Genomic DNA, 18,820 nt, shown 5'->3' on the forward strand with positions numbered 1-18,820 from the left:
TCTCTTCCCCGAACCCAATTTGGAAACGATGGCTCAGATGGATCGTCGTTGGCAAGCCACCACGGTGGAGAAGCGCGGCGGTGGGGAGACGGGATTAACCCTTCGGAGCCCACCGAGCCGGCATTCATAGCGCGATCGCATGGCCGGTCAGCGTCCGGCGATGATGTTATCGGCGTGCCGGTACCACTGTGCGGCGTAAGGATCGAACTGTAAGGACGACCAGCCAGCCGTATTGCGGTTCCCGCGAATATCTGGTTCGGGTCGTCCCGAACATTGATGTTTTGCGCAAGCAGGTCTCCGAGCTGGTCCGGGCCTTCTGCGAGCAGTTCGTGGCGGCCGAACGAGCTGGCAAATCAACTGGGACGATCCGCAACTGGTGCATTGATCACGGCATTCGACGGCGCGTCGGCGGTGGTCAGTGGATCGTCAGCAAGGTCGCCCTGGCGATGTATCTGGATGGCGATGACGTGGCGTTAGCCGCATACATAAAAGGAGACCGATCCAGCGACCGCGTAATCGCTTACTTCAAACGAGAAGGGCTGGAAGGGCTGCTAGAGAAATGGCGAGAGCCTTGCCCGACCTAAGGACTCGCCCGCGAAGTCCATGGATTTTACCTCCAAGAATGAGCTACGATTTGCTGAAATGCGCGCTTTCGCGCGAGCGTGTGAAACCGAGCATTTACGCTGCGCCGACGTTTCTCTTGATCGCGTCGCTACCCTGCCGCCATGTCGCTGGCCATGGCCAATCAGAATCTGAAATTTGCCGGGTTGGTGGCCGCAGCTTTCGGGATCGGCGCTTTCGCGGTCGGCTATGCCCCCAAAGCCATCAAGGCTTGGATGAGTTGCAACATCAAAGGCAACGTCAGCTACAACAGCGGCATGAAGATCTACCACATGCCAGGACAGGAAGATTTCGCTTCCACGGTCATTACGCCGTCACGAGGAGAACGCTGGTTCTGCTCGGAGGACGAAGCCCGGGCTGCGGGCTGGCGCCGCGCCAGTCGATAGTGTTGCCTACCACCGAGCTTTTCCGTGCCCTAGGAGGCGGACGCAATCCGGACTAGCCGCAGGGCGCATGATGGTCTAAAGAGCGGACCGAAAAATAAAAGCAACAGCTGAACCCGCGACAGCAAGCACAAAGCCCCGCTACGGCGGGGTTTCTTTATGGTGCACGCGCCTATGTAAACTAGTTGACTCTCGTAGAACAGGAACGATCACCCAAGGCAGGACGTTCGGCCATCATGCAGATTTTCAGTTACATCGTCACAGATCTGACCGATCACAAATCGAAACCCATCGAGGCCGCGTTGGAAAGCCTTGAAGACGCCCTTAGCTACGGAAGCCTTTTGGCCCGCAATATGCTCGAGGCCATGCCCGACCTGACGGGCAAAGGGGTATGCGTCACCGTTCTCAACAGCCTAGGCGAAACAGTCTCCATCTTGCCTTTTGACTGTCTTAACTGACCTTCAAAGTTGAAACTATACGGAATTTCCGAAGAGTTGCCTCCACGAGACCCCGCTCCGGCGGGGTTTTTCTTTGCGGCGATCCGTGATCGATCACCTCCGCGCCGACGGCATCGATCCGTCGTGCTTTGCTCCAGCTTGATGAGGCCATTATGAACGAGCCACAAGAGTCGGCACCTTAATCGGAATCGTTCAAACCGGATGATCTCCCGGCATTTGTCGATCTGGAAAGCGCAAACTTCTTTGCGGTGTCTCGGAGCGGTAACGATCGATGCGATTTCGTCACAGGAGAGGCGCTTGCAAACCAAGCTCTTGCCTATGCCAGACGGGATCAGAGTTTTGAAATTTTGTCACTCTGTCTCTACTCGATTGTCACAGGGGCCCGGACGCTCCGATTGAGGCCGTGATAGGCCCGGAAGCCGCCCGCAACAATGGCGCGACCCCCGGCATGACGGCGTGCAGCTCGCGAGCAAATGGACCGGAAAATTCTCCGACCTCGGCGCGCCGCAGGTTGTTGACGGCAACCAGTCCAGCCCGCTCGATGTCGCGCAATATCCGGCTGGCCTTGTCGGCGCTCTGGTCGATGGCACCGATCCTGCCGCGCTCCCCGCCCATTTGATGCCAACACAGGGCGCCGCCGCCGGCCACCCCGCGATCAACCCTGTCATCCTCAAGGAAATGATGACCAGTCCGTACGCGTCGGACACCGAAAGAAAAATCGGAGCGCTGCTGTTCGACAATTACCTTGATCAGCAAACCAAGGCGAACGACCTTGGCGGAAAGGTTCTCTATGGCACACTTGCCGGGACCGGCATCGGCGGTGCTCAGGGCGCGGCGGAATCGAGAGATTGGACCAATCTTCCTCAAACGGGAAAGGACGCGGCGCGGGGCGCCGGCATAGGCGGACTTATTGGAGGTGGCATCCCCATTGCAGGGCGCGCTATCGGCGCCGGATACAATTCCATCGCAAATCTGATCATGGGTAAACCCGCTGATATTTCTCGCGGGGCGTCAAAGCATCTTATCAATGCGATTATTGCCGATACACCAGCCGCAGCGCAGTCCGGCATGGCGCAACTCGGCCCTGATGCAATGTTGGCGGATGCGGGGCCCGCGTTCCTTGGTAAGGCTCAAGGTGCATCACTCAATAGCGATGAAGGCCGGTCCGTCCTTCAGAGCGCACTGACGGCGCGAAATGAAGGCACAAATCAGCGCATAATGGGCGATGTAAATCGCGTGCTGGGGCCGGCTGAAGATCCTCAGACGGTCACGAATGCGATCAAAAGCTACCGTTCCACTGTCGATGCGCAAAGCTATCCGGTGCCGTCCGGACGGCGAGAACCAGTTGCCAAAGGTCATCCAAGGCGTCAAATTCAAAAACGGAATCGAGGTCACTGAAATGCCGGCTCACCACGCCGCCTGATCAGCCTCGTCACCTAAAATCCCGCATAGCTCCTCACGGTGTCCTTGCCGACTGTGCCGCCGAACAACGTCGCCAGCGCGCGACGCACCCGCCTTGTATTGGTGCCGGAGAGATAGCTGATCCGCGCTCTCGGTTGTCGATGCTGAAAAGCTGGATCGTCGTGCCTGAAAATACAGGTTGGGAAACAGACCACGATAGCGGCTTAGCTTCCCACTATCGCACGCTACATTGAACCTCCGGCACACTGCGATAGCCAAAAGCGTCACATGTGACGCCGTCACAGGTACGCCCGATTCCTCGAACACCCCCGTTACTTCCCCACTTCTGTAACGAAGAATTCCGGGTTTGCCCAAAATTGAGCCATGCCGGTTTGCGTGATGTGAAAACTGGCAAGGGACGCTGAAAAGCCACGCCGGGTTTACCAATAGCCCGCGTGGTCGACTCCGTCCGACGCCGCAGGAACGCCTATCGCCGCGAGGCGCCCGTGGGATTTATGAAAACGCCTTCTCCGCCTCGGCAGCCCCACTTTGGTTTAAATGAGGCCGGGTTGCTCATCCCTTATTCACATTGAACTTCCTACTTTGTGCGACGATCCGGAATGCCACAGGAGGAGGCCATGAAGCTTAAATTTGCACTTGTCGGACTGGCGGCACTCTGCAGCCTCGCCGCGGCAGGAAGCGCATCGGCAATGCCGCTCGCCCCACCTTCTACCGCTTCAAATGTCGAGAGCGTTGCCGTGGTCTGCGGCCCGAACGGTTGTGTTCGCACGGCGCCCGTCTACCGACGCTACGGGTACGGCTATCGTGGCTACGGTGTCCGCCGCCATGGTTACGTGCACAGAGGTTACGTGCACAGAGGTTACGGACACCACCGCGGTTATCGCCGCCGGTAGAGATTTAGCGACAAGCGAAGCCCGCCGGGGTAAGCCGGCGGGCAGAAAGATCAACCTACCCGGAGGTTTTCCGCCGATTCCTTGCCGCGGTTCGCGACGACCTCGTAGCTCACCTTGGCGCCCTCATTGAGCGAGCTAAGGCCAGCCCTCTCCACGGCCGAGATATGGACAAACACGTCCTTGCCGCCACTGTCGGGCTGAATAAATCCGAAACCCTTTGTCGCATTGAACCACTTCACTGTACCTGTCGCCACGTAGATCTCCATAACCATTCAAGGACGCAGACCACAAACCAGGCGATGACCGGCTGACCTGCGTTGGACGGCGCTGGGAGGCGGACCCGTCCGGCAACCATAACCCCAATTGATCGATCTGGTTCCCGGCGAAATAAGAGCCCGCCCCAGGCGAGGAATGCAAGAAAAACCCGCCGGTCCATGCCGGCGGGGCCTCCCAGGTCATGGCTCGCAAGCCGATGGACCGCGCTGGACGCCTTGCCCTGTCGCCCTCTTATGGTGTGAAGATGACCCCACATGACAATCATGAGCCGATGAAGGCCGGGCTATTCGTCGATGTCGGGTGCCGTTAGCAGAACACAGATCAGGCCGTTGAAGTCCTCAAAGGGGGGAGGTCTTCGCCAATTCCTGAAGCCGCATTCTGCACCTCTCGGATAAGATCCTCTGCGATGCTCATCGCGGCACTTCCGGCCCCCGCAGCAGGGCCCAGACCTGATCCCTGGTTTCCTGATCCGCCCGCTGGTAGGCCAGCCAAACCGCCTCGTAGCTCCGCTGGCGTCCATTCATGGGGGATGTCCCGATCGCTGTTGAACTACGTCGGGCCGACGTCGGCGGAATGAATGTTACGCAGCGCTCGTGACGTGGGCAACTGGTTTGATCGTCATGCGATTGTGGTGAGCTTGAAGGGCCGCTCGTAGTACCGATAGCTGTTTGTGCGCCTTCAATCGTCGGAAGCTCTTGTTGGCCTCGATCATGCCGGCCGCGACCCATCGCAAGGCCATACCGGCATCCCGCCAACGTTTGACGTTGCGGGTGACGCGGCGAATGGTGCCCATCATGTTCTCGGCGATGTTGGTACAGGCGAGCGATCGACGAAGCTCCTTCGGCAGCTTCAACCGGACAATGGTCAGGATTTCGTCGAGGCCTTCGAGGATGCTGGCCGCTACGCCAGGCCATTGCTGGTCGAGTCGACGCGCGAGATTGCGGATCAATTTTTCAGCCTTGTCGGCGTCATCGAGCTCCCAGGCCTGGCGCAGCACCCGACGGGTGGCCGCATGATGCTCTTTCGGCAGGCGTTCCATGATGTTGCGCGCCTTGTGGATCTGGCAGCGCTGGATCGCAGCGGCCGAACCGAAGGTACGGCGGATCGCCTTCGACAATGCCCTTGCGCCGTCGACGATGAACAGTCTTGGCATCGTCGGATCGAGCCCGCGCGCGACCAGGTTGTCCAGCAGGGCCTGAACCGTTGCGGCATTCTCGCTCGCCCCTTCCACCGGCGCCAGCGGATGCTTGTTGCCTTCGCCGTCAACCCCGATCGCGGCGACCAGCACGAGATCGCCGCCGAGGTGCAGCCCGTCGATTTGCACCACCAGAAGGTCGAGCGCGGATAGGTCGGCAGCCATGAAGTCGGCCAGCCGCGCCGCCGACAGCGCTACGAACCTCCGCGAGGCCGCCGACTTCGAAACCCCCGATCCGGGCGGTGCCGGCACGTCACCCTCGGGCAGCCGGACAGCGCGACCGAACCGGCGCGTCGACACATTGATCAGCATCAGGTTCATCGCCCAGCGACCGAGCCAGTCCTCCTGCGCCGCCGTTTCCCAGCTCTGGATCGTGATCTCGCGGCCGTCCACGCCCCGGGCCCGCGGGCGCTCGACCTCGATCTTGCCGCCGTGGAAGCCGATCCGTCCCCGCGTTCGGCCCCCAACGGTGCGCCCGCCGCGCCGCATCGCGACCGTGGCGTGGTCCACAGGCCGCCGGGACATCCGCCTCCATCATCGTGCCGAGCACTTCGATCCCTGCCGTAAGGCAGAACCGATCGAAGCTCGCCCGCACTTCTGCAAACGCTTCGTCCACAGCTCCGGTCGCCGGCAAACCAGCCGATGTGATATCTCTCGTTATGGCGTTGCTCTCCTTGTGGAATCAGCACCCCGAGCCTACCGGCTCAAGGTGGGCAACGCCGACCTCTTCAGAAATTCAACAGAACCCGGGACATCCCCCATTCATGGAACGGCCTACTGCCGATTTCGTCCATTCGCTCGCGCTTGGGGAGGGTGAAGCACTCGCGGACCTGCCCTTTGGCGTCGAGATAGGTCGAACCAAATCTGGTTTCACCGCCAACCGGCTCAATTTTGAGCGCGTTGAGAATTGACCGAATGTCACGCATGACAATGCGGTGAGCCTTCCCGGTCAGCCCGGCGATTTCGAGGCTCGACATAGTGAGCGCGTCGCCATGCGAGATAGTGGTTAGTGCTGTCATTCCGTTTTCCATTGTTGGTAGTCGCCATTGAGCACCCGACCAACCAAGCTCGAGCGCGTGCGGGTCCGCTTTCACGGAACCGGGGCTCAATGAAACTCCGATATCCGCGCTATCCCTTAGCCAAGGGAAATTCCGAAATTTCAGATCGTCAGGCGTTGGCCTGTTTCAGGTCGAGGAGATCATGGACGATGCCGCGGGCAAGCCGCTCATCGGTGGTGTTGCCGTCCATGAATCCAACTTCTTCGTCGCACCACATCAGCGCGCGGGCTTTGAGCCGCAGCCCGTCAAGGGTGGTAGCCTTCATATCGGCGATGCGATTAGCCAGATCGCAGACCGACCTGAACATCCGCTCGCAATCCTCATTCGTGGCGCCGGTTGGGTTGTTACGAAAGAACTCATCCGACGCAGCCCATGCGGCCTCGAACTCAGCGGCCAGCAGCGCGATCGGATCTGCGGCGACCGGGACGCCGGCCACAACGGCCAACGGCGTGACGATGGCAGCGCTGGCGATGCCGGCACCGACGAGAAAATTCCTTCGTGACGTGATATTGGAATCGGTAGCCCGAGCCATGATTTAGCCTCCCACCAAAAGAGGGGACGCAGCCAGCGTCCGCAGAAACCGGCCCGAAGTGTCGGGGATGCACCCCTCGTCGTATTCGAAAAGCCATGCAATGGCGGCAGCGAGACCGGCCATCGTGGTAGGAGCCGTGAAAGATAGCTCTTCAGCTATCGCTTCTTGAAGGTCGCATGCAGCATCCAACTTATCTTCGGCCTCTTGTTTAATCTCGCGCCCTTCTCTCTCCGCCTTGACCTCATCAGCAGCCAGTGAGGCCGCGACGGCACCCGCCCCCTGCTGCTTACCTATTGCTTACCCTCATGCAGGCAAGAAAGGGGCGGATCTAAGTTATTGATTTTGCTTGGCGCTCCCTAGGAGGCCGCAGAAGTTTAAGCAGTTTCAATCGGGTAGCGGAGAGTTTGGGGAATATCACCGCCATTGATAACCAAAGGCTTTTCCGGTCCATCCCCAAACTTGGTGCCGCCCGAAGCATCACCGCCATCGTGATACCCGCACAACTTTGCACTGGGTATGACCATGATGGACATCCCTATGACACGGATGCCTCCATCCAGCTTTGGATGAAAGACGTCTTCATGGTGAAGATACCTTCGGAGGACCTTTCCTCAAAACTGAGGACACCCGACTGTGAAAGGTATGGTCATGGTCCCGGAACACTTCCCCTCCCCGCGCATTATCCAAACGGGACGGGTTGCCCCAGCTCTTCTCCCCGAACCTCGATCAGGCCCGCTGCGTCGTCTCCGTTTCAGCGGCCTTTTTGGTGCAGCAGCCTCGCTGCCGGAACTTGCTTCAGCCTCCTTGCGTTGCCAGTGCGGACGGGTCTGCAGCCCACTCCATGTTTTAGCGTCCGATGGGTTGCGGTCTCCGGCCGGATCCACCGGTAGCTCATGGTCCTCAGGCTCCAGCGGGTTCTTGTCGATGGCCGTTCGGGCCTGGCTCTCAAGGCCGGGGCAATATTTTGACATCGGGCCAAAAAGAAAAAAGCCCGACGCCATGAAGCGCCGGGCAAGTTGAGGAGCGGAGCTAGTCCAGGGCGGACCTAGCGTCCGAGCGAGTGACTTACTGATGATTCGTGACGGCGCCGTGTTGGGGCCGAATATCGTCACTCCATCACCAGTCCTATCCCCAACAGCACTATCGCCACCGGGAACAGCACGAAGAGAAAGTCGTTCTTGACGTCGCAAAACATCAGCCAGATCGCCAGCCAGGCGGTCATGGCGCCTATGGGCTGGAGGAATGAGAGCATCAGCAGATCTCCCATACGCCGTTGGTCAGGTAGCCATGCCAGCCGCACGAGCGGTGCAGAACAGAAGGACGAAGCGTTGGCCGCTCACGGCTTCCATCCCACGTCCAGCCGCGTAACCCGTCGTCAATTGGAAGCCAGCTTTCCAAACCGCAGACCCATGGGCAACGGAATGCGTATCCGGCAGCTTCGCCATTCACCTCTCGATTGCGCCCGCTGCGTTGCCTGCCTCTGAACGAATGTCCGCAACGTGCTGCGCGGCGACTGGCGGCGTCCTGACCTCTGCCATCACGAGCCCCTCGGATCGACGGTCTGGAAGCCTGCGATCGACCGCGGATGGACGCGGGCCTTGCCCCGGCCGGAGTTGCTGTCGTGGTGGACCAGCCAGACCTTCCCGCGGATATGCCGCTTGAGCACGAACACATGACCACGACGGGCCGCGACCATGCCGGGCGCTGGCGCGGTTCTCGGGAATCGCAGCCAGTTCGCCGCCAGGTTCAGCGACGGGATGATCTTGCCGAACAGATAGAGCGATGCGCCGCAACCGCAGTATCGCCGCGGACAGCCCGCGGAGCGGCCGCGAACATTCCTCCCCGCTCCTTCGGCCATGACGCGGCGGAGGCCAGGAGGCGTGGGCATGGCGGTATCTCGGTGGGTGATTTTCTCATGCCGACTCACACGTAAGAAACGCCTGTGTCGCAGGGACTTCCTAGTTATTTCCTCGCCAAAAAGAGGTGCCGGACTCACACCCGCGCACGGGCGCATGACCGGATCGGAGCAGCCGACCATTTTCCCGGCGTCAGGAATATGGTGCCGATGATGATGCCTCGGCCTCGCATCAGCATCCCACGGCACATCGACCGCGAGCCGCACCGATGCCAGCGCGCCCGCTGCCCGGGACCAGCTCGACCACCATGGCGGCCGGCAACACCTCTCCCCAATCGGACCTGATCTGCGCTGCGGCCGAATACCCGCAGTCATAACCGATGCCGATCGTGATCCCGGATGCCCCGCCCGGCCGGGTCGGACGACGATAACGCTTATTGTAGGCCCCCTCCCCTGACACTTCGAGCTCAACGATCAGATCGAAAGCGGCCTGAGAAACGCCGTGAAGCTGGACTCGTTCGCTCATAGGTTTGCGCTCCCGGAAGATGGGTTGGTCGGTTCAGATTTTTGTGGATTGCGGCCGGCTACGCGCCGCGGTGAACGGTCAATGCCCTAGCCGAACGCCAGCGGCCCCGGAATCGAGGTTGGGCATTGATAAATCTCCTGCGGAATAGCCACACTCCGGTGGCTCGTTTGTGTATCAATCTTTGATACGCGGCTATTGCATTACGTATCAACCGCTGATACGTTTGTCCATGATCAGGAGCTTCAAAGACAGCCTGGCCGAAGACGCCTTTAATGGCGTGGTTCGCAAAGGCTTCCCGGCCAACTTGATCAAGATTGCTCGACGCAAACTTAACTATCTCGATGCGGCCAAGGCTCTCGATGACTTGAAAGCGCCGCCCGGCAATCGTCTTGAGGCTTTGACCGGAGGCCGCAAGGGTCAGCATTCGATCCGCGTTAACGATCAGTTCCGCATCTGCTTTGTTTGGACCGATGAAGGACCGAAGGACGTAGAGTTTGTCGACTACCACTGAGCCGGCCACGGAGGTTCGCGTTATGGCTAAAAAGCTTCCACCCATGCACCCTGGGGAAGTCCTCCGAGAGGAGTTCCTTGTCCCGATGCATCTTTCGGCCGGCAAGCTCGCGAAAGCTTGCGGCATTCCGCGCACTCGGATCGAGCGGATCGCCAATGAACAGATTGGCATCACTGCGGATACAGCCCTGCGTCTCGCCAAAGCCTTCGAGACGACAACGGAGCTTTGGCTAAACCTTCAAAACTCCTACGATATTCGAGTCGCCAAGGAACAGATCGGCAAAGACCTCGATAAAATCGAGCCGATTACACAGCGCGCCGCGTAAGGATTTCAGACTGGCGATGGCTCAATGTCAAAAACCTTGATTGCTATGGCTCTGTCCGCGTTCATTGCTTGGGCGCTCGTCACGTTTGTTATGATGGTAGCCAAGGGAATCGGCGACACGCGAGACGAGCCCGGAATCCATCGTCCCTCACACTAGCCACCACCCGAACAGACGCCGCTCGCGCTACCGCATGGTCCTTTGGGGCGGTTGCGTTTCGGAGGGGTGCGAGGGTAGGTCGCGGGTGCTCTTCAATACATATCAATTTACGGTCGTTTTCGTGCCGCTGGCGTTGCTGACCTTCTACCTGCTTCGACGATTTGCGCCGTCGTCCCTGGCGCTCGCCTCGATCGTTGTTGCCTCGCTGCTTTTCTACGCCTACTGGCGTGCGGACTACGTACCAATTCTAGTATTATCGATCCTGATTTACTACGGAATCGGGGCTGCAATTCTGGCCTGGCCTGGGCTAACCGCTCGCGTCGCCCTGTTCGTCGGCGTTACCTTCAACCGCCCGATACCTCGCGACGTAGGTCAAGTCTGATCGCCTGAGATCATCGAATGTCAGCAGGAGCCGATAACCGCGGCGAAGAGCTGCTTTCTGTACTCGACCACCACAAGATGCATCGCATCGTTGAACTCAATTGATCGATTTAAAACCCGATTGGCGAGATCAGAACGAAGCCGCCGTATTGCCTCGGCCTGCTGCATGGCAGCGACTGAAACGTCCAAAGCGTCCGCAAAGACACGGAGGCGCGTGATGGCGGCGTTCCGGTGCGCTTTCACGCGGCAGGCCGGTGAGCATGTAAGCTGGTTCGAACGTTCGCTTTCAAAAAAGCTGTCGCACCCCGCGCACACCACGATGTAACACTTCGACGAAAACGTTACGCCGTTCATACCGGCACCGCCGAGGCTGCCTCATGCCTCCCATCTCTGGGTCCCTCCACAGCGACCAATGTAATAGAAGCCTTCCCCCCCTCCTTCTTTCTCCTTCCTTTCCCTGAGAGCAGCAGCAACCATAGGAGAGGTTAAACGGAACAAGCTCGCGTGGTGGCCTTTGCCAACCCGGATGCGTAGCAGCAAGCATTCATCGAGCAGCACGTCGCGCGCGCGATAGACCCGATCGTGGCCCATGTTGATGATCCCGGCGGTAACCCGCCCATAAACCTCTGGGGTGGCGGCCGCGACACCACAAACAATCGGATGAAGATGACGGCTGCCATTGTCGCGCTGACCGTGCTGCCTCCGGCCTGCGGGGTCACGATCTACACCGACAGTCAGTATCTCCAAAAGGGAATGACGCTCTGGATGGCGGGATGGACGCGAAAAGACTTTCGCCGCAAGGACGGTCTGGTACCAAATGCTGACCTTTGGAGAACGCTGGATGCGCTGGCGTCAGGTCGCACCGTGACATGGTCATGGCTCCGCGGGCACAATGGACACGCCGGCAATGAGCGCGCCGACGGGCTTGCGTCGGAAGGGCGGCGAAAGACGTTAAGGACGGCCCCATGAACGAGGATCGTTGGGAAGACATATCCACCGCGCCCCGCGACGGAACCATCATCGAGGTCATCGAGCCCGACGTTGGCGCGTTCGCGATGCGTTGGAATCCGAACGGCTTCGACCTGCTTACATCGAAGCGCAAGGGTGTGTGGGAGTTGCCGAGCGGCGGACCGGCGCGGTTGACCTGGTCTGAGGACAATTACCTCGGACCGACGAACTGGCGGCTGTACAAGCTAGGGAGACACGCGAATTGACGCGACAGGTCGCTCTACCGCCCACCTTGGCGCCGCGCCTGATCGGTCGAGAGGCAGCGGCGGCGTATGCCTGTTTGTCACCGACGAAGTTCGACGAACTGGTGAAGGATGGCCTGTTCCCAAAGGCGCGGCAACTGACGCCCTACAGAAAGGCATGGGACGTCAAGGAGTTGGATGCCCATATTGATCAGTTGCCCCACGAGGGCGAAATCCCGTCATTCCCGGCTTTGATGACCGGAATGTGGGATGGGAATGATGCGTCGCAAGCTGCCGCCAAACGTCGAACGAAACGTGGTCAAAGGCCACGTCTACTTGTCTTTCCGCGTCGGCAAGGGGCCGCGCATCAAACTGCCACCCGACCCGAACAGCGACGAGTTTCGCGCCGCGTATGCCGAGGCGATAGGAAAGACGTCTCAGGCACCGACACCGGCAAAGGCGGCTGAACGATCTATTGGTGCGCTGATCATCCGATATCTATCATCGACCGCGTTCAAGGCGCTGCGCAACACCTCGAAGCAAGGCTATCGCAGTCGGATCGATCAGATGCGGAAGGAGCATGGCCACCGCAGCGTGTCCGGTCTGACGAAGGAGCGCATCCAGACGCAGATCCTCGATCCCCTCGCAGACACGCCAGGCGCTGCGCTCGATACGCTCAAGAAGCTTCGCATCCTGATCCGTCACGCACGCGACATCGAATGGCTGAACACCGATCCGTCCGACGGTATCAAGCGACCGAAGAGCAAGGAGATCCGCTCGTGGACGGACAGCGAGTGCACGGCGTTCGAGAAGCGCTGGAAGGTAGGCACCCGACAGCGCGCCGCCTATGAGTTGATGCTGAATGTCGGCACGGCGCGCGCCGATGTCCACCGAGTGACATGGAACCAATTCGACGAAGACAACTTCGAATACTCTCGGCAGAAGACCGGCGTTGAGGTCGCGATGACCATGGCGAAGCGATGCCGGGATGCGGTCTATGCATTGCCGCGCAAGCACATCACGGTGCTCAATACCGAGTTCGGCAAGCCGTTCACTGTCGATGGCTTCAGCGGCTTCATGCGCGACGCCATCAAGGCGGCTGGATTGCCGCTCGATTGTCGGCCGCATGGTCTGCGAAAGACGTTGGGACGACGTCTAGCCGATCGTGGCGTCAGCGCGCACGACATCATGGCTGCGCTCGGACACACCACGCTCGGCGAGGCAGAGCGCTACACGCGCGAAGCTGATCGGCGACGTGGTGGTCGACGTGCTGGCAAGGCGCTCGATGATCAGACGGAGAACAAAACTCCCCAAACCTCAGTCGTCCGTTTGGGGAAATCGCAAAAAGCCGTTTAATATCAACAGCGTTTTCCGTTACTGGCGCTCCCTAGGGGAATCGAACCCCTGTTTCAGCCTTGAGAGGGCCGCGTCCTAACCGCTAGACGAAGGGAGCGTACAGGACAGGCAATAGCCTCGAAATCGGCGCGCTGCAAGGTACCCCGGAATCAGGGCTCGCTGGCGAACTTCAACGTCCCGGTTGGCTTCAGGGTGTGTAGGTCGAAGGTCTGGATCCGGACGGAACCACCGACATCGAGGGTCACGACAACCCGATCCCCCGCGACGGCGGTTGCGGTGATCCTGGCTCCCTTCGGTAGCATCGCGGTGACGTCGGTCGCCGGCCTGCTTTCCTCGACCCGGAAAAGACGATAGCCGATAGCGATCAGAACGGCCGCCACGGCCAGCGCCGTGGTCAGACCCGCGACCAACATCAGCCGCCGCACCCGCGCGAACAGCGCGGCCTGTTCCGGCGTCGGTTCAGGATTAACAGGCTCGGTCATGCAAGACTCTGCTTCAAAAGACTCATCGTCGGATCGCGGTCAAAGGCTTGAGGTCGTTGTCTCGGGCGACGAGGGGTCGGCGCGCCTTGACCGCGTCCTCGCGGTTCACAGTCCCGAGCTGTCGCGATCGCGCCTGAAATCACTGATTCTCGCGGGCCAAGTCTTTGTTGCAAAACCCTCTGTTGCAAAAATCTCTATCGCAAAGGGGGCGATCAACCCGGCCCCCGTTCGCGACCCCGCTTATCATGTCGCCGCCGGGGATACGATCACAATCGACGTGCCGCCGGCAATATCGGCAGAGCCGAAAGGGGAAGCCATCGCACTCGATATCGTTTACGAGGACGACGATCTGATCGTCGTCAACAAGCCGAAGGGGCTGGTCGTCCACCCCGCGGCTGGCCACGAGGCCGGGACGCTGGTCAACGCCCTCATTGCGCATTGCGGGGGAAGCCTGTCCGGCATTGGCGGCGTCTGCCGCCCCGGCATCGTGCATCGGCTCGACAAGGACACTACCGGACTCATGGTCGCTGCCAAGAACGACGCCGCGCACAAGTCGCTGAGCGCGCAATTCGCGGATCACGGACGCACCGGCGCGTTGCGACGGGGCTATCTGGCTTTTGCCTGGGGACTGCCGAACCGCCCGCACGGTACCGTGGACGCCCCGATCGACCGCCACCCTTATGCCCGCGAGAAAATGGCCGTGCGCGCAAGCGGGCGCGAAGCGATCACCCACTGGGAGGTGCGAAAGGCCTTCAACGGCCGAGACGGCAAACCGGTCGCTGCCCTCCTCGCCTGCCAACTTGAGACCGGTCGCACCCATCAGATCCGGGTACACCTCGCCCATGCCGGCCACCCCTTGATGGGCGACGGCGTCTATGGCCCGCACTTCAAAACCAAGGCCAATCAGCTTGGACCTTCGGCCCGGACCGCCCTCGACGCCCTCGGGCGGCAGGCGCTGCACGCATATCTCCTGGCCATCGAGCATCCCAGGACCGGAGAAATTCTGCGTTGGGAAGCAGCGCTGCCGGAGGATTTACTTCTGCTTCAGACGGCTTTGGCGGCGACGGAATGACGCATGATTCCAGGAAAGTATAGCTATACCAAATGGTTATGGAGGCATTACAGGATCGTAATCCCTTTTTGTTCTTCCCTTTTCTGACTAGTCTGGTATATGTTACGCCTACGTTGAATACCCAACGTGGAACATCGCAGCGCGGTCGGCTTTAACAAAGGGACCACCTGCCGGGCTCGCCGCTGTCGGGAGCCTGAACCACTGGAGGGCGCTACAATGGCCCGTACAGCTACCGTGCCGATTCTCAACGGAGAATCCGGTCTTTCCCGTTACCTCGCAGAAATCCGCAAGTTCCCGATGCTGGAACCGCATCAGGAGTACATGTTCGCCAAACGTTGGCGCGAACATGACGATCGCGAGGCGGCGCATCATCTTGTCACCAGCCACCTGCGACTCGTGGCCAAGATCGCCATGGGCTATCGCGGCTACGGCTTGCCGATCTCCGAAGTCGTTTCGGAAGGCAACGTCGGCCTGATGCAGGCGGTGAAGAGGTTCGAGCCCGAAAAGGGCTTCCGCCTCGCCACATACGCCATGTGGTGGATCAAGGCGTCGATACAAGAGTATATCCTGCGTTCGTGGTCGCTCGTGAAGATGGGCACCACCGCGAACCAGAAGAAGTTGTTCTTCAACCTGCGCAAGGCGAAGAGCAAGATTTCCGCGCTTGAAGAGGGAGATATGCACCCGGATCAGGTCAAGCTGATCGCCAAGCGTCTCGGCGTCACGGAGCAGGACGTTGTCGACATGAACCGCCGCCTCGGTGGCGATGCATCGCTCAACGCACCGATCCGCGACGATGGCGAGGCCGGTGAATGGCAGGACTGGCTGGTCGATCATTCGCCCACCCAGGAAGCTATCATGGCCGAGCACGAGGAGCTCAATCATCGGCGTCAGGCGTTGACCGGCGCGATGGGCGTGCTCAACCCGCGCGAGCGCCGCATCTTCGAGGCACGACGCCTCGCGGATGAGCCAATGACGCTGGAAGATCTCGCCGCCGAATTCAATGTGTCGCGCGAGCGCGTGCGGCAGATCGAGGTTCGCGCTTTCGAGAAGGTGCAATCGGCGGTGAAGACCACGATCGCACGACAGGAGCAAGCCGCTCTGGAAGCTGCCCTCTAACGCTAACAGCTTCGGTTCAGGAAATCAGGGCCGGCGGCAACGCCGGCCTTTTTGTTTGCGGCAGGAGGGATCGCCGATGCGTTCCGCAAAAGTGGATACCGGTTTCGCGATCAGGATATGCAAGTTATTGATTGAGAGTATTTTCTTCGCGCGAACGGGATTCCACTTAAGAGCGTTTTCGAACGAAGCATGTCCTCGGGCTTGACCCGAGGATGGATACCGGTTCGCGTGAAGAAAACGCGTCAAATCAAAATGATAGAGCCCGCTTCTGATTCCATCGGAAGCGAAAAGGCTCTAGTCGGGAAATGCTCTCGCGGCGTTACGCCTTCTGATCCAGCGCCGCCTGCTCCGGCGAGAAATCCGGAACGATCGATGGTGCGGAATCGCAGCTCGCATACCGGTTTCTTCCCTGATTCTTGGCGGCGTAGAGGGCATGATCGGCGGCGGCGAGCAGACGCTCCGAACAGCTTCCGATCTCCTTTGTCCATTGAGCGACGCCGATCGATGCCGCGATGGGGACATCGGCGCCGGCGCATCCGGCGGCGTCTTCACGGCACGCATCCAGCACGCGCCGCGCGATCATTGCGCCCTCGCGCAGCGTTGTGGTCGGCAGGAGGATGCAAAACTCGTCACCGCCGGTTCGCGCCAGCAGATCGCCCGGCCGTAACCGCATCTGCGTCATCAGCGTGAAATGCCGCAGGCAGGCATCGCCGGCGGCGTGACCATGGGTGTCGTTGATCTGCTTGAAGCCGTCGAGGTCGATCACGAGGAGCGCGAAAGGTTCGCCGCTCCGTTGCGACATTGCGCACGCCTCCTCCAGCCGCCCCAGCAGCTGCCTTCGGTTGGCGACGCCGGTGAGGTCATCCACCAGCGCGAGGTCGGCAACTTCATTGCGCAGCCGATCGATCGCCATCAGCAGAAAACCGAAATTCCAGGTCATCGACAGGAACACGAGACCTAAAATCAAAGCCGCCTGAAGGCCGTTGAAGTTGACGTAGGACACTCCACCGCCGATGTTCAAAAATGCACAAACCGATCTGACCGCGCTGACGCAAATGATGAGCACGCTAACGATGGCCGCGAGTTGGGCTCCCGAATTGATGCGACCTTCCCTGCGCGACAGCACGATCCTCAGCGTCATGCCGATCGGCACTGCCTGAGCCGTCGAATAGATGAAAATGCGCATCCGGATATCGTCGTGCACGTACAGGAAAAAGGCCAGTCCCGCGACGCTCAACCCGACCGTGACAAGCATCGCTTGCCAGGAGACGGGCCGCTCGTAGAAGCGTTGAATCCCCATCGTGTAAATGCAGATCGCAAAGATCAACCCGCCACCCCCGAACACCAGAGGCAGCATTGAATCGACTTGACCGCGCAGCATCGATACCGCGGTAAAAAAGGCGGCGACGTAGGCAGCCGAGGCCCAATATCGTGCGGCCACGAGCGTCGGATAGCTCCGCATGACGTAGGTCCAGACCAGACCCAACGCCATGAAATTCACGACGAACACGACCCACAGCGTCGGTACGCTCAGCATCCGCGAGTTCGGAGCGCGCGCCGCCCCGCCTCTTCTGGTTGTTCCCACGACTTCCCCGTCGTCCGGACAACGTGCAGCAGCAGCGCTTAACGGAACCTCACCGCGATGAAACAACCAGCCGCCGTGGTTTTGAAACAATGAATGCCGCGCCCGTCCGTCGCCTCGCACGATGGTCGCCCGGCCGGTCTCGCGCTGCGCAACACCTGTGGATAACAGGATGACGACGGCGTGACGGCGCAACGACAAGTGAAACCGAATCTGTTCGGATCAGTTTCCGAGGCTGTTGCGAGGCTAGCCATCCGCCGAGCACGCCTCGAAGTCGCGTTTCAACCATTTAACCCCAAGAGGATATTATGGCTAAGAAAGCGAAGAAGACGGCGAAGCAGGCTAAAAAGGCCGTGAAGAAAAAGAAGAAGTAAGCTTTGCAGCGGCTCGGGTGGGGTTCGCTTCGCCCGAGCTTTCCAGAGTGGGCGGCGCGTGGCCCGGCTCAGTCGTGTACGCCATTACGGATGGCCAAGCCCACTCAACACCACCGGCGTCGGTTTTCTCACACCAGTCGGATTCCAACGTCACCGAGGCCGGCCGCGCGCTCAGCCGCCAGGTCGCACGGTTGCAGCCATAGCCGACCTTACTGTCCGGCCAGTTTGTCGGCGAAATAGCCGATGGTCCTGCGGTAGACCTCGGAGCGATTCCATTCCCGCATTGCCTCGAAATTGGCCGAACCCTGGTGATAGTCGCCGCCGGCCTTCCAGCCGTTGGCCCTCAGAAGGTTCGCGGTCGAGGCCAGCACGTCCGGCACCGAATGCCGCAGGTCGACATGGCCGTTGCCGTCATAATCGACGCCGTACTTGATGTAGGACGAGGGCAGAAACTGGGTCTGCCCGATCTCGCCCGCATAGGCGCCGACCATGTCGTTGAGGCGCAGGTCGCCGCGCTGTACGATCTTGAGCGCCGCCAGAAGCTCGCGCTGGAACAGCTCCGTGCGCCGGCAGTCATGCGCCATGGTGGCAAGCACCCGAAACACCGGCAGCTTGCCCATGTCGCCACGGCCGAAATCGCTTTCCAGCCCCCAGATCGCGACAAGAATCTCCGGCGGCACGCCGAACTGCTTTTCGATCCGCGACAGCAGCGAGGCGTGACGCATGAGCATCGCCTTCCCGCCCTTGATGCGGCCGGCGCCGACGCGGGTCGCGGCATATTGCTCGAAGCTCTTGCGGAAGGTGCCGCGCTGGCGCCGGTCGAAATTCAGCACCGCCTGGTCCTGCTGCACGCCGCCGAGCGCCTGCGAGATCACGCCCTGCGAAATACCGTCCGCGGCGGCTTCCCGCGACATCGCGGAGAGAAACCCGTTGAAGTCGCCGCCGCATTGCGCGGCCTGCGCCGCGCCACCCAGCAAGCCGCCTGCGAGCCAGACGCCGACCGTAAGGGCCAAACCATATCTGAGCATGTTTGAACGTCCTGTTTTGCCTGCGCCG

General features: G+C 60.3%; 24 protein-coding genes, 1 tRNA gene and 1 pseudogene. 13 read left to right on the plus strand and 13 right to left on the minus strand.

The window, feature by feature from the left end; all coding sequences use genetic code 11:
* Positions 1-281 precede the first annotated feature (281 nt).
* The 5 genes from NHAM_RS14560 to NHAM_RS26795 all read left to right on the plus strand — a co-directional run bounded on the left by NHAM_RS14560 (position 282) and on the right by NHAM_RS26795 (position 3,777).
* Positions 282-584 carry a hypothetical protein gene (locus NHAM_RS14560; RefSeq protein WP_245269901.1) on the plus strand — a complete coding sequence of 101 codons (303 nt, stop codon included), beginning with the start codon at positions 282-284 and terminating at the stop codon, positions 582-584.
* A 141-nt stretch (positions 585-725) separates the two neighbouring features.
* Complete coding sequence (locus tag NHAM_RS14565) at positions 726-1,007, plus strand: sunset domain-containing protein (RefSeq protein WP_245269902.1); 282 nt, start codon at positions 726-728, stop codon at positions 1,005-1,007.
* A 233-nt stretch (positions 1,008-1,240) separates the two neighbouring features.
* Positions 1,241-1,462, plus strand: coding sequence for a hypothetical protein (locus tag NHAM_RS14570; protein WP_041357994.1), 222 nt, complete (start codon positions 1,241-1,243; stop codon positions 1,460-1,462).
* Positions 1,463-1,918: 456 nt separating this feature from the next.
* The gene (locus NHAM_RS14575; RefSeq protein WP_011511278.1) at positions 1,919-2,860 is read left to right on the plus strand and encodes a hypothetical protein; all 942 of its coding nucleotides are present in this window, start codon (positions 1,919-1,921) and stop codon (positions 2,858-2,860) included.
* Between the two features lie 641 nt (positions 2,861-3,501).
* Positions 3,502-3,777 (plus strand): hypothetical protein, encoded by a 276-nt coding sequence (locus tag NHAM_RS26795; RefSeq protein WP_157043641.1) that lies wholly within the window; start codon positions 3,502-3,504, stop codon positions 3,775-3,777.
* Positions 3,778-3,827: 50 nt separating this feature from the next.
* Here the strand turns inward: NHAM_RS26795 and NHAM_RS14580 are convergent, their stop codons facing one another.
* The 8 genes and pseudogenes from NHAM_RS14580 to NHAM_RS14605 form a co-directional block, all read right to left on the minus strand.
* On the minus strand, positions 3,828-4,031 hold the full coding sequence (locus NHAM_RS14580) for a cold-shock protein (RefSeq protein ID WP_041359042.1): 204 nt from the start codon (positions 4,029-4,031) through the stop codon (positions 3,828-3,830).
* A gap of 602 nt (positions 4,032-4,633) precedes the next feature.
* Positions 4,634-5,909: pseudogene (locus tag NHAM_RS14585) on the minus strand (IS256 family transposase).
* Positions 5,910-5,976: 67 nt separating this feature from the next.
* Positions 5,977-6,342 carry a Rha family transcriptional regulator gene (locus NHAM_RS14590; protein WP_245269903.1) on the minus strand — a complete coding sequence of 122 codons (366 nt, stop codon included), beginning with the start codon at positions 6,340-6,342 and terminating at the stop codon, positions 5,977-5,979.
* Between the two features lie 73 nt (positions 6,343-6,415).
* Entirely contained in the window at positions 6,416-6,838 is a 423-nt protein-coding gene (locus NHAM_RS14595) for a twin-arginine translocation signal domain-containing protein (RefSeq protein ID WP_011511281.1), read from the minus strand.
* A 1,108-nt stretch (positions 6,839-7,946) separates the two neighbouring features.
* Positions 7,947-8,090, minus strand: coding sequence for a hypothetical protein (locus NHAM_RS26800; RefSeq protein ID WP_157043642.1), 144 nt, complete (start codon positions 8,088-8,090; stop codon positions 7,947-7,949).
* Positions 8,090-8,287 carry a DUF6527 family protein gene (locus NHAM_RS29305; RefSeq protein WP_430707685.1) on the minus strand — a complete coding sequence of 66 codons (198 nt, stop codon included), beginning with the start codon at positions 8,285-8,287 and terminating at the stop codon, positions 8,090-8,092. Before NHAM_RS29305 ends, NHAM_RS26800 begins: the two co-directional genes overlap by 1 nt.
* An 88-nt stretch (positions 8,288-8,375) precedes the next feature.
* Positions 8,376-8,726, minus strand: a complete 351-nt coding sequence (locus NHAM_RS28270; protein ID WP_347336410.1) for a hypothetical protein — start codon at positions 8,724-8,726, stop codon at positions 8,376-8,378.
* Between the two features lie 199 nt (positions 8,727-8,925).
* Positions 8,926-9,219 carry a hypothetical protein gene (locus NHAM_RS14605; RefSeq protein WP_041358191.1) on the minus strand — a complete coding sequence of 98 codons (294 nt, stop codon included), beginning with the start codon at positions 9,217-9,219 and terminating at the stop codon, positions 8,926-8,928.
* Positions 9,220-9,448: 229 nt separating this feature from the next.
* On the opposite strand from NHAM_RS14605, the gene NHAM_RS14610 reads away from it, so the two are divergent.
* The 3 genes from NHAM_RS14610 (at position 9,449) to NHAM_RS14620 (ending at position 10,593) form a co-directional block, all read left to right on the plus strand.
* A complete protein-coding gene (locus NHAM_RS14610; RefSeq protein ID WP_011511283.1) occupies positions 9,449-9,730 on the plus strand; it encodes a type II toxin-antitoxin system RelE/ParE family toxin in 282 nt (93 codons plus the stop codon).
* 22 nt (positions 9,731-9,752) lie between these two features.
* Complete coding sequence (locus NHAM_RS14615; protein WP_011511284.1) at positions 9,753-10,055, plus strand: HigA family addiction module antitoxin; 303 nt, start codon at positions 9,753-9,755, stop codon at positions 10,053-10,055.
* 241 nt (positions 10,056-10,296) lie between these two features.
* Entirely contained in the window at positions 10,297-10,593 is a 297-nt protein-coding gene (locus NHAM_RS14620) for a hypothetical protein (RefSeq protein ID WP_041358192.1), read from the plus strand.
* Positions 10,594-10,613: 20 nt separating this feature from the next.
* Here the strand turns inward: NHAM_RS14620 and NHAM_RS14625 are convergent, their stop codons facing one another.
* A complete protein-coding gene (locus tag NHAM_RS14625) occupies positions 10,614-10,946 on the minus strand; it encodes a hypothetical protein (protein WP_011511286.1) in 333 nt (110 codons plus the stop codon).
* Between the two features lie 228 nt (positions 10,947-11,174).
* Between NHAM_RS14625 and NHAM_RS14635 the strand changes: the two genes are divergently transcribed.
* From NHAM_RS14635 to NHAM_RS14645, 3 genes are all read left to right on the plus strand, one after another.
* A complete protein-coding gene (locus NHAM_RS14635; RefSeq protein ID WP_011511287.1) occupies positions 11,175-11,561 on the plus strand; it encodes a ribonuclease H family protein in 387 nt (128 codons plus the stop codon).
* A complete protein-coding gene (locus NHAM_RS14640; RefSeq protein ID WP_011511288.1) occupies positions 11,558-11,806 on the plus strand; it encodes a hypothetical protein in 249 nt (82 codons plus the stop codon). Before NHAM_RS14635 ends, NHAM_RS14640 begins: the two co-directional genes overlap by 4 nt.
* Positions 11,807-12,052: 246 nt before the next feature.
* The gene (locus NHAM_RS14645; RefSeq protein WP_245269905.1) at positions 12,053-13,138 is read left to right on the plus strand and encodes a tyrosine-type recombinase/integrase; all 1,086 of its coding nucleotides are present in this window, start codon (positions 12,053-12,055) and stop codon (positions 13,136-13,138) included.
* Positions 13,139-13,160: 22 nt separating this feature from the next.
* On the opposite strand, the gene NHAM_RS14650 is transcribed toward NHAM_RS14645, so the two are convergent.
* Both NHAM_RS14650 and NHAM_RS14655 read right to left on the minus strand, forming a co-directional pair.
* Positions 13,161-13,235, minus strand: a tRNA-Glu gene (locus NHAM_RS14650).
* Between the two features lie 52 nt (positions 13,236-13,287).
* Complete coding sequence (locus NHAM_RS14655) at positions 13,288-13,620, minus strand: hypothetical protein (protein WP_011511290.1); 333 nt, start codon at positions 13,618-13,620, stop codon at positions 13,288-13,290.
* Between NHAM_RS14655 and NHAM_RS14660 the strand changes: the two genes are divergently transcribed.
* Both NHAM_RS14660 and rpoH read left to right on the plus strand, forming a co-directional pair.
* Entirely contained in the window at positions 13,619-14,692 is a 1,074-nt protein-coding gene (locus NHAM_RS14660) for an RluA family pseudouridine synthase (protein WP_041358196.1), read from the plus strand. The two genes, NHAM_RS14655 and NHAM_RS14660, sit on opposite strands and share 2 nt — an antisense overlap.
* A 216-nt stretch (positions 14,693-14,908) precedes the next feature.
* Positions 14,909-15,808: an RNA polymerase sigma factor RpoH gene (rpoH, locus tag NHAM_RS14665; RefSeq protein ID WP_011511292.1), complete on the plus strand. Its 900-nt coding sequence runs from the start codon at positions 14,909-14,911 to the stop codon at positions 15,806-15,808.
* Between the two features lie 319 nt (positions 15,809-16,127).
* Here the strand turns inward: rpoH and NHAM_RS14670 are convergent, their stop codons facing one another.
* Together NHAM_RS14670 and NHAM_RS14675 are read right to left on the minus strand one after the other, a co-directional pair.
* Positions 16,128-17,345, minus strand: a complete 1,218-nt coding sequence (locus tag NHAM_RS14670; RefSeq protein ID WP_041359045.1) for a GGDEF domain-containing protein — start codon at positions 17,343-17,345, stop codon at positions 16,128-16,130.
* A gap of 628 nt (positions 17,346-17,973) precedes the next feature.
* Positions 17,974-18,792 (minus strand): lytic murein transglycosylase, encoded by an 819-nt coding sequence (locus tag NHAM_RS14675; protein WP_011511294.1) that lies wholly within the window; start codon positions 18,790-18,792, stop codon positions 17,974-17,976.
* Between the last annotated feature and the right edge of the window lie 28 nt (positions 18,793-18,820).

Source organism: Nitrobacter hamburgensis X14, assembly GCF_000013885.1.
Classification (GTDB): domain Bacteria; phylum Pseudomonadota; class Alphaproteobacteria; order Rhizobiales; family Xanthobacteraceae; genus Nitrobacter; species Nitrobacter hamburgensis.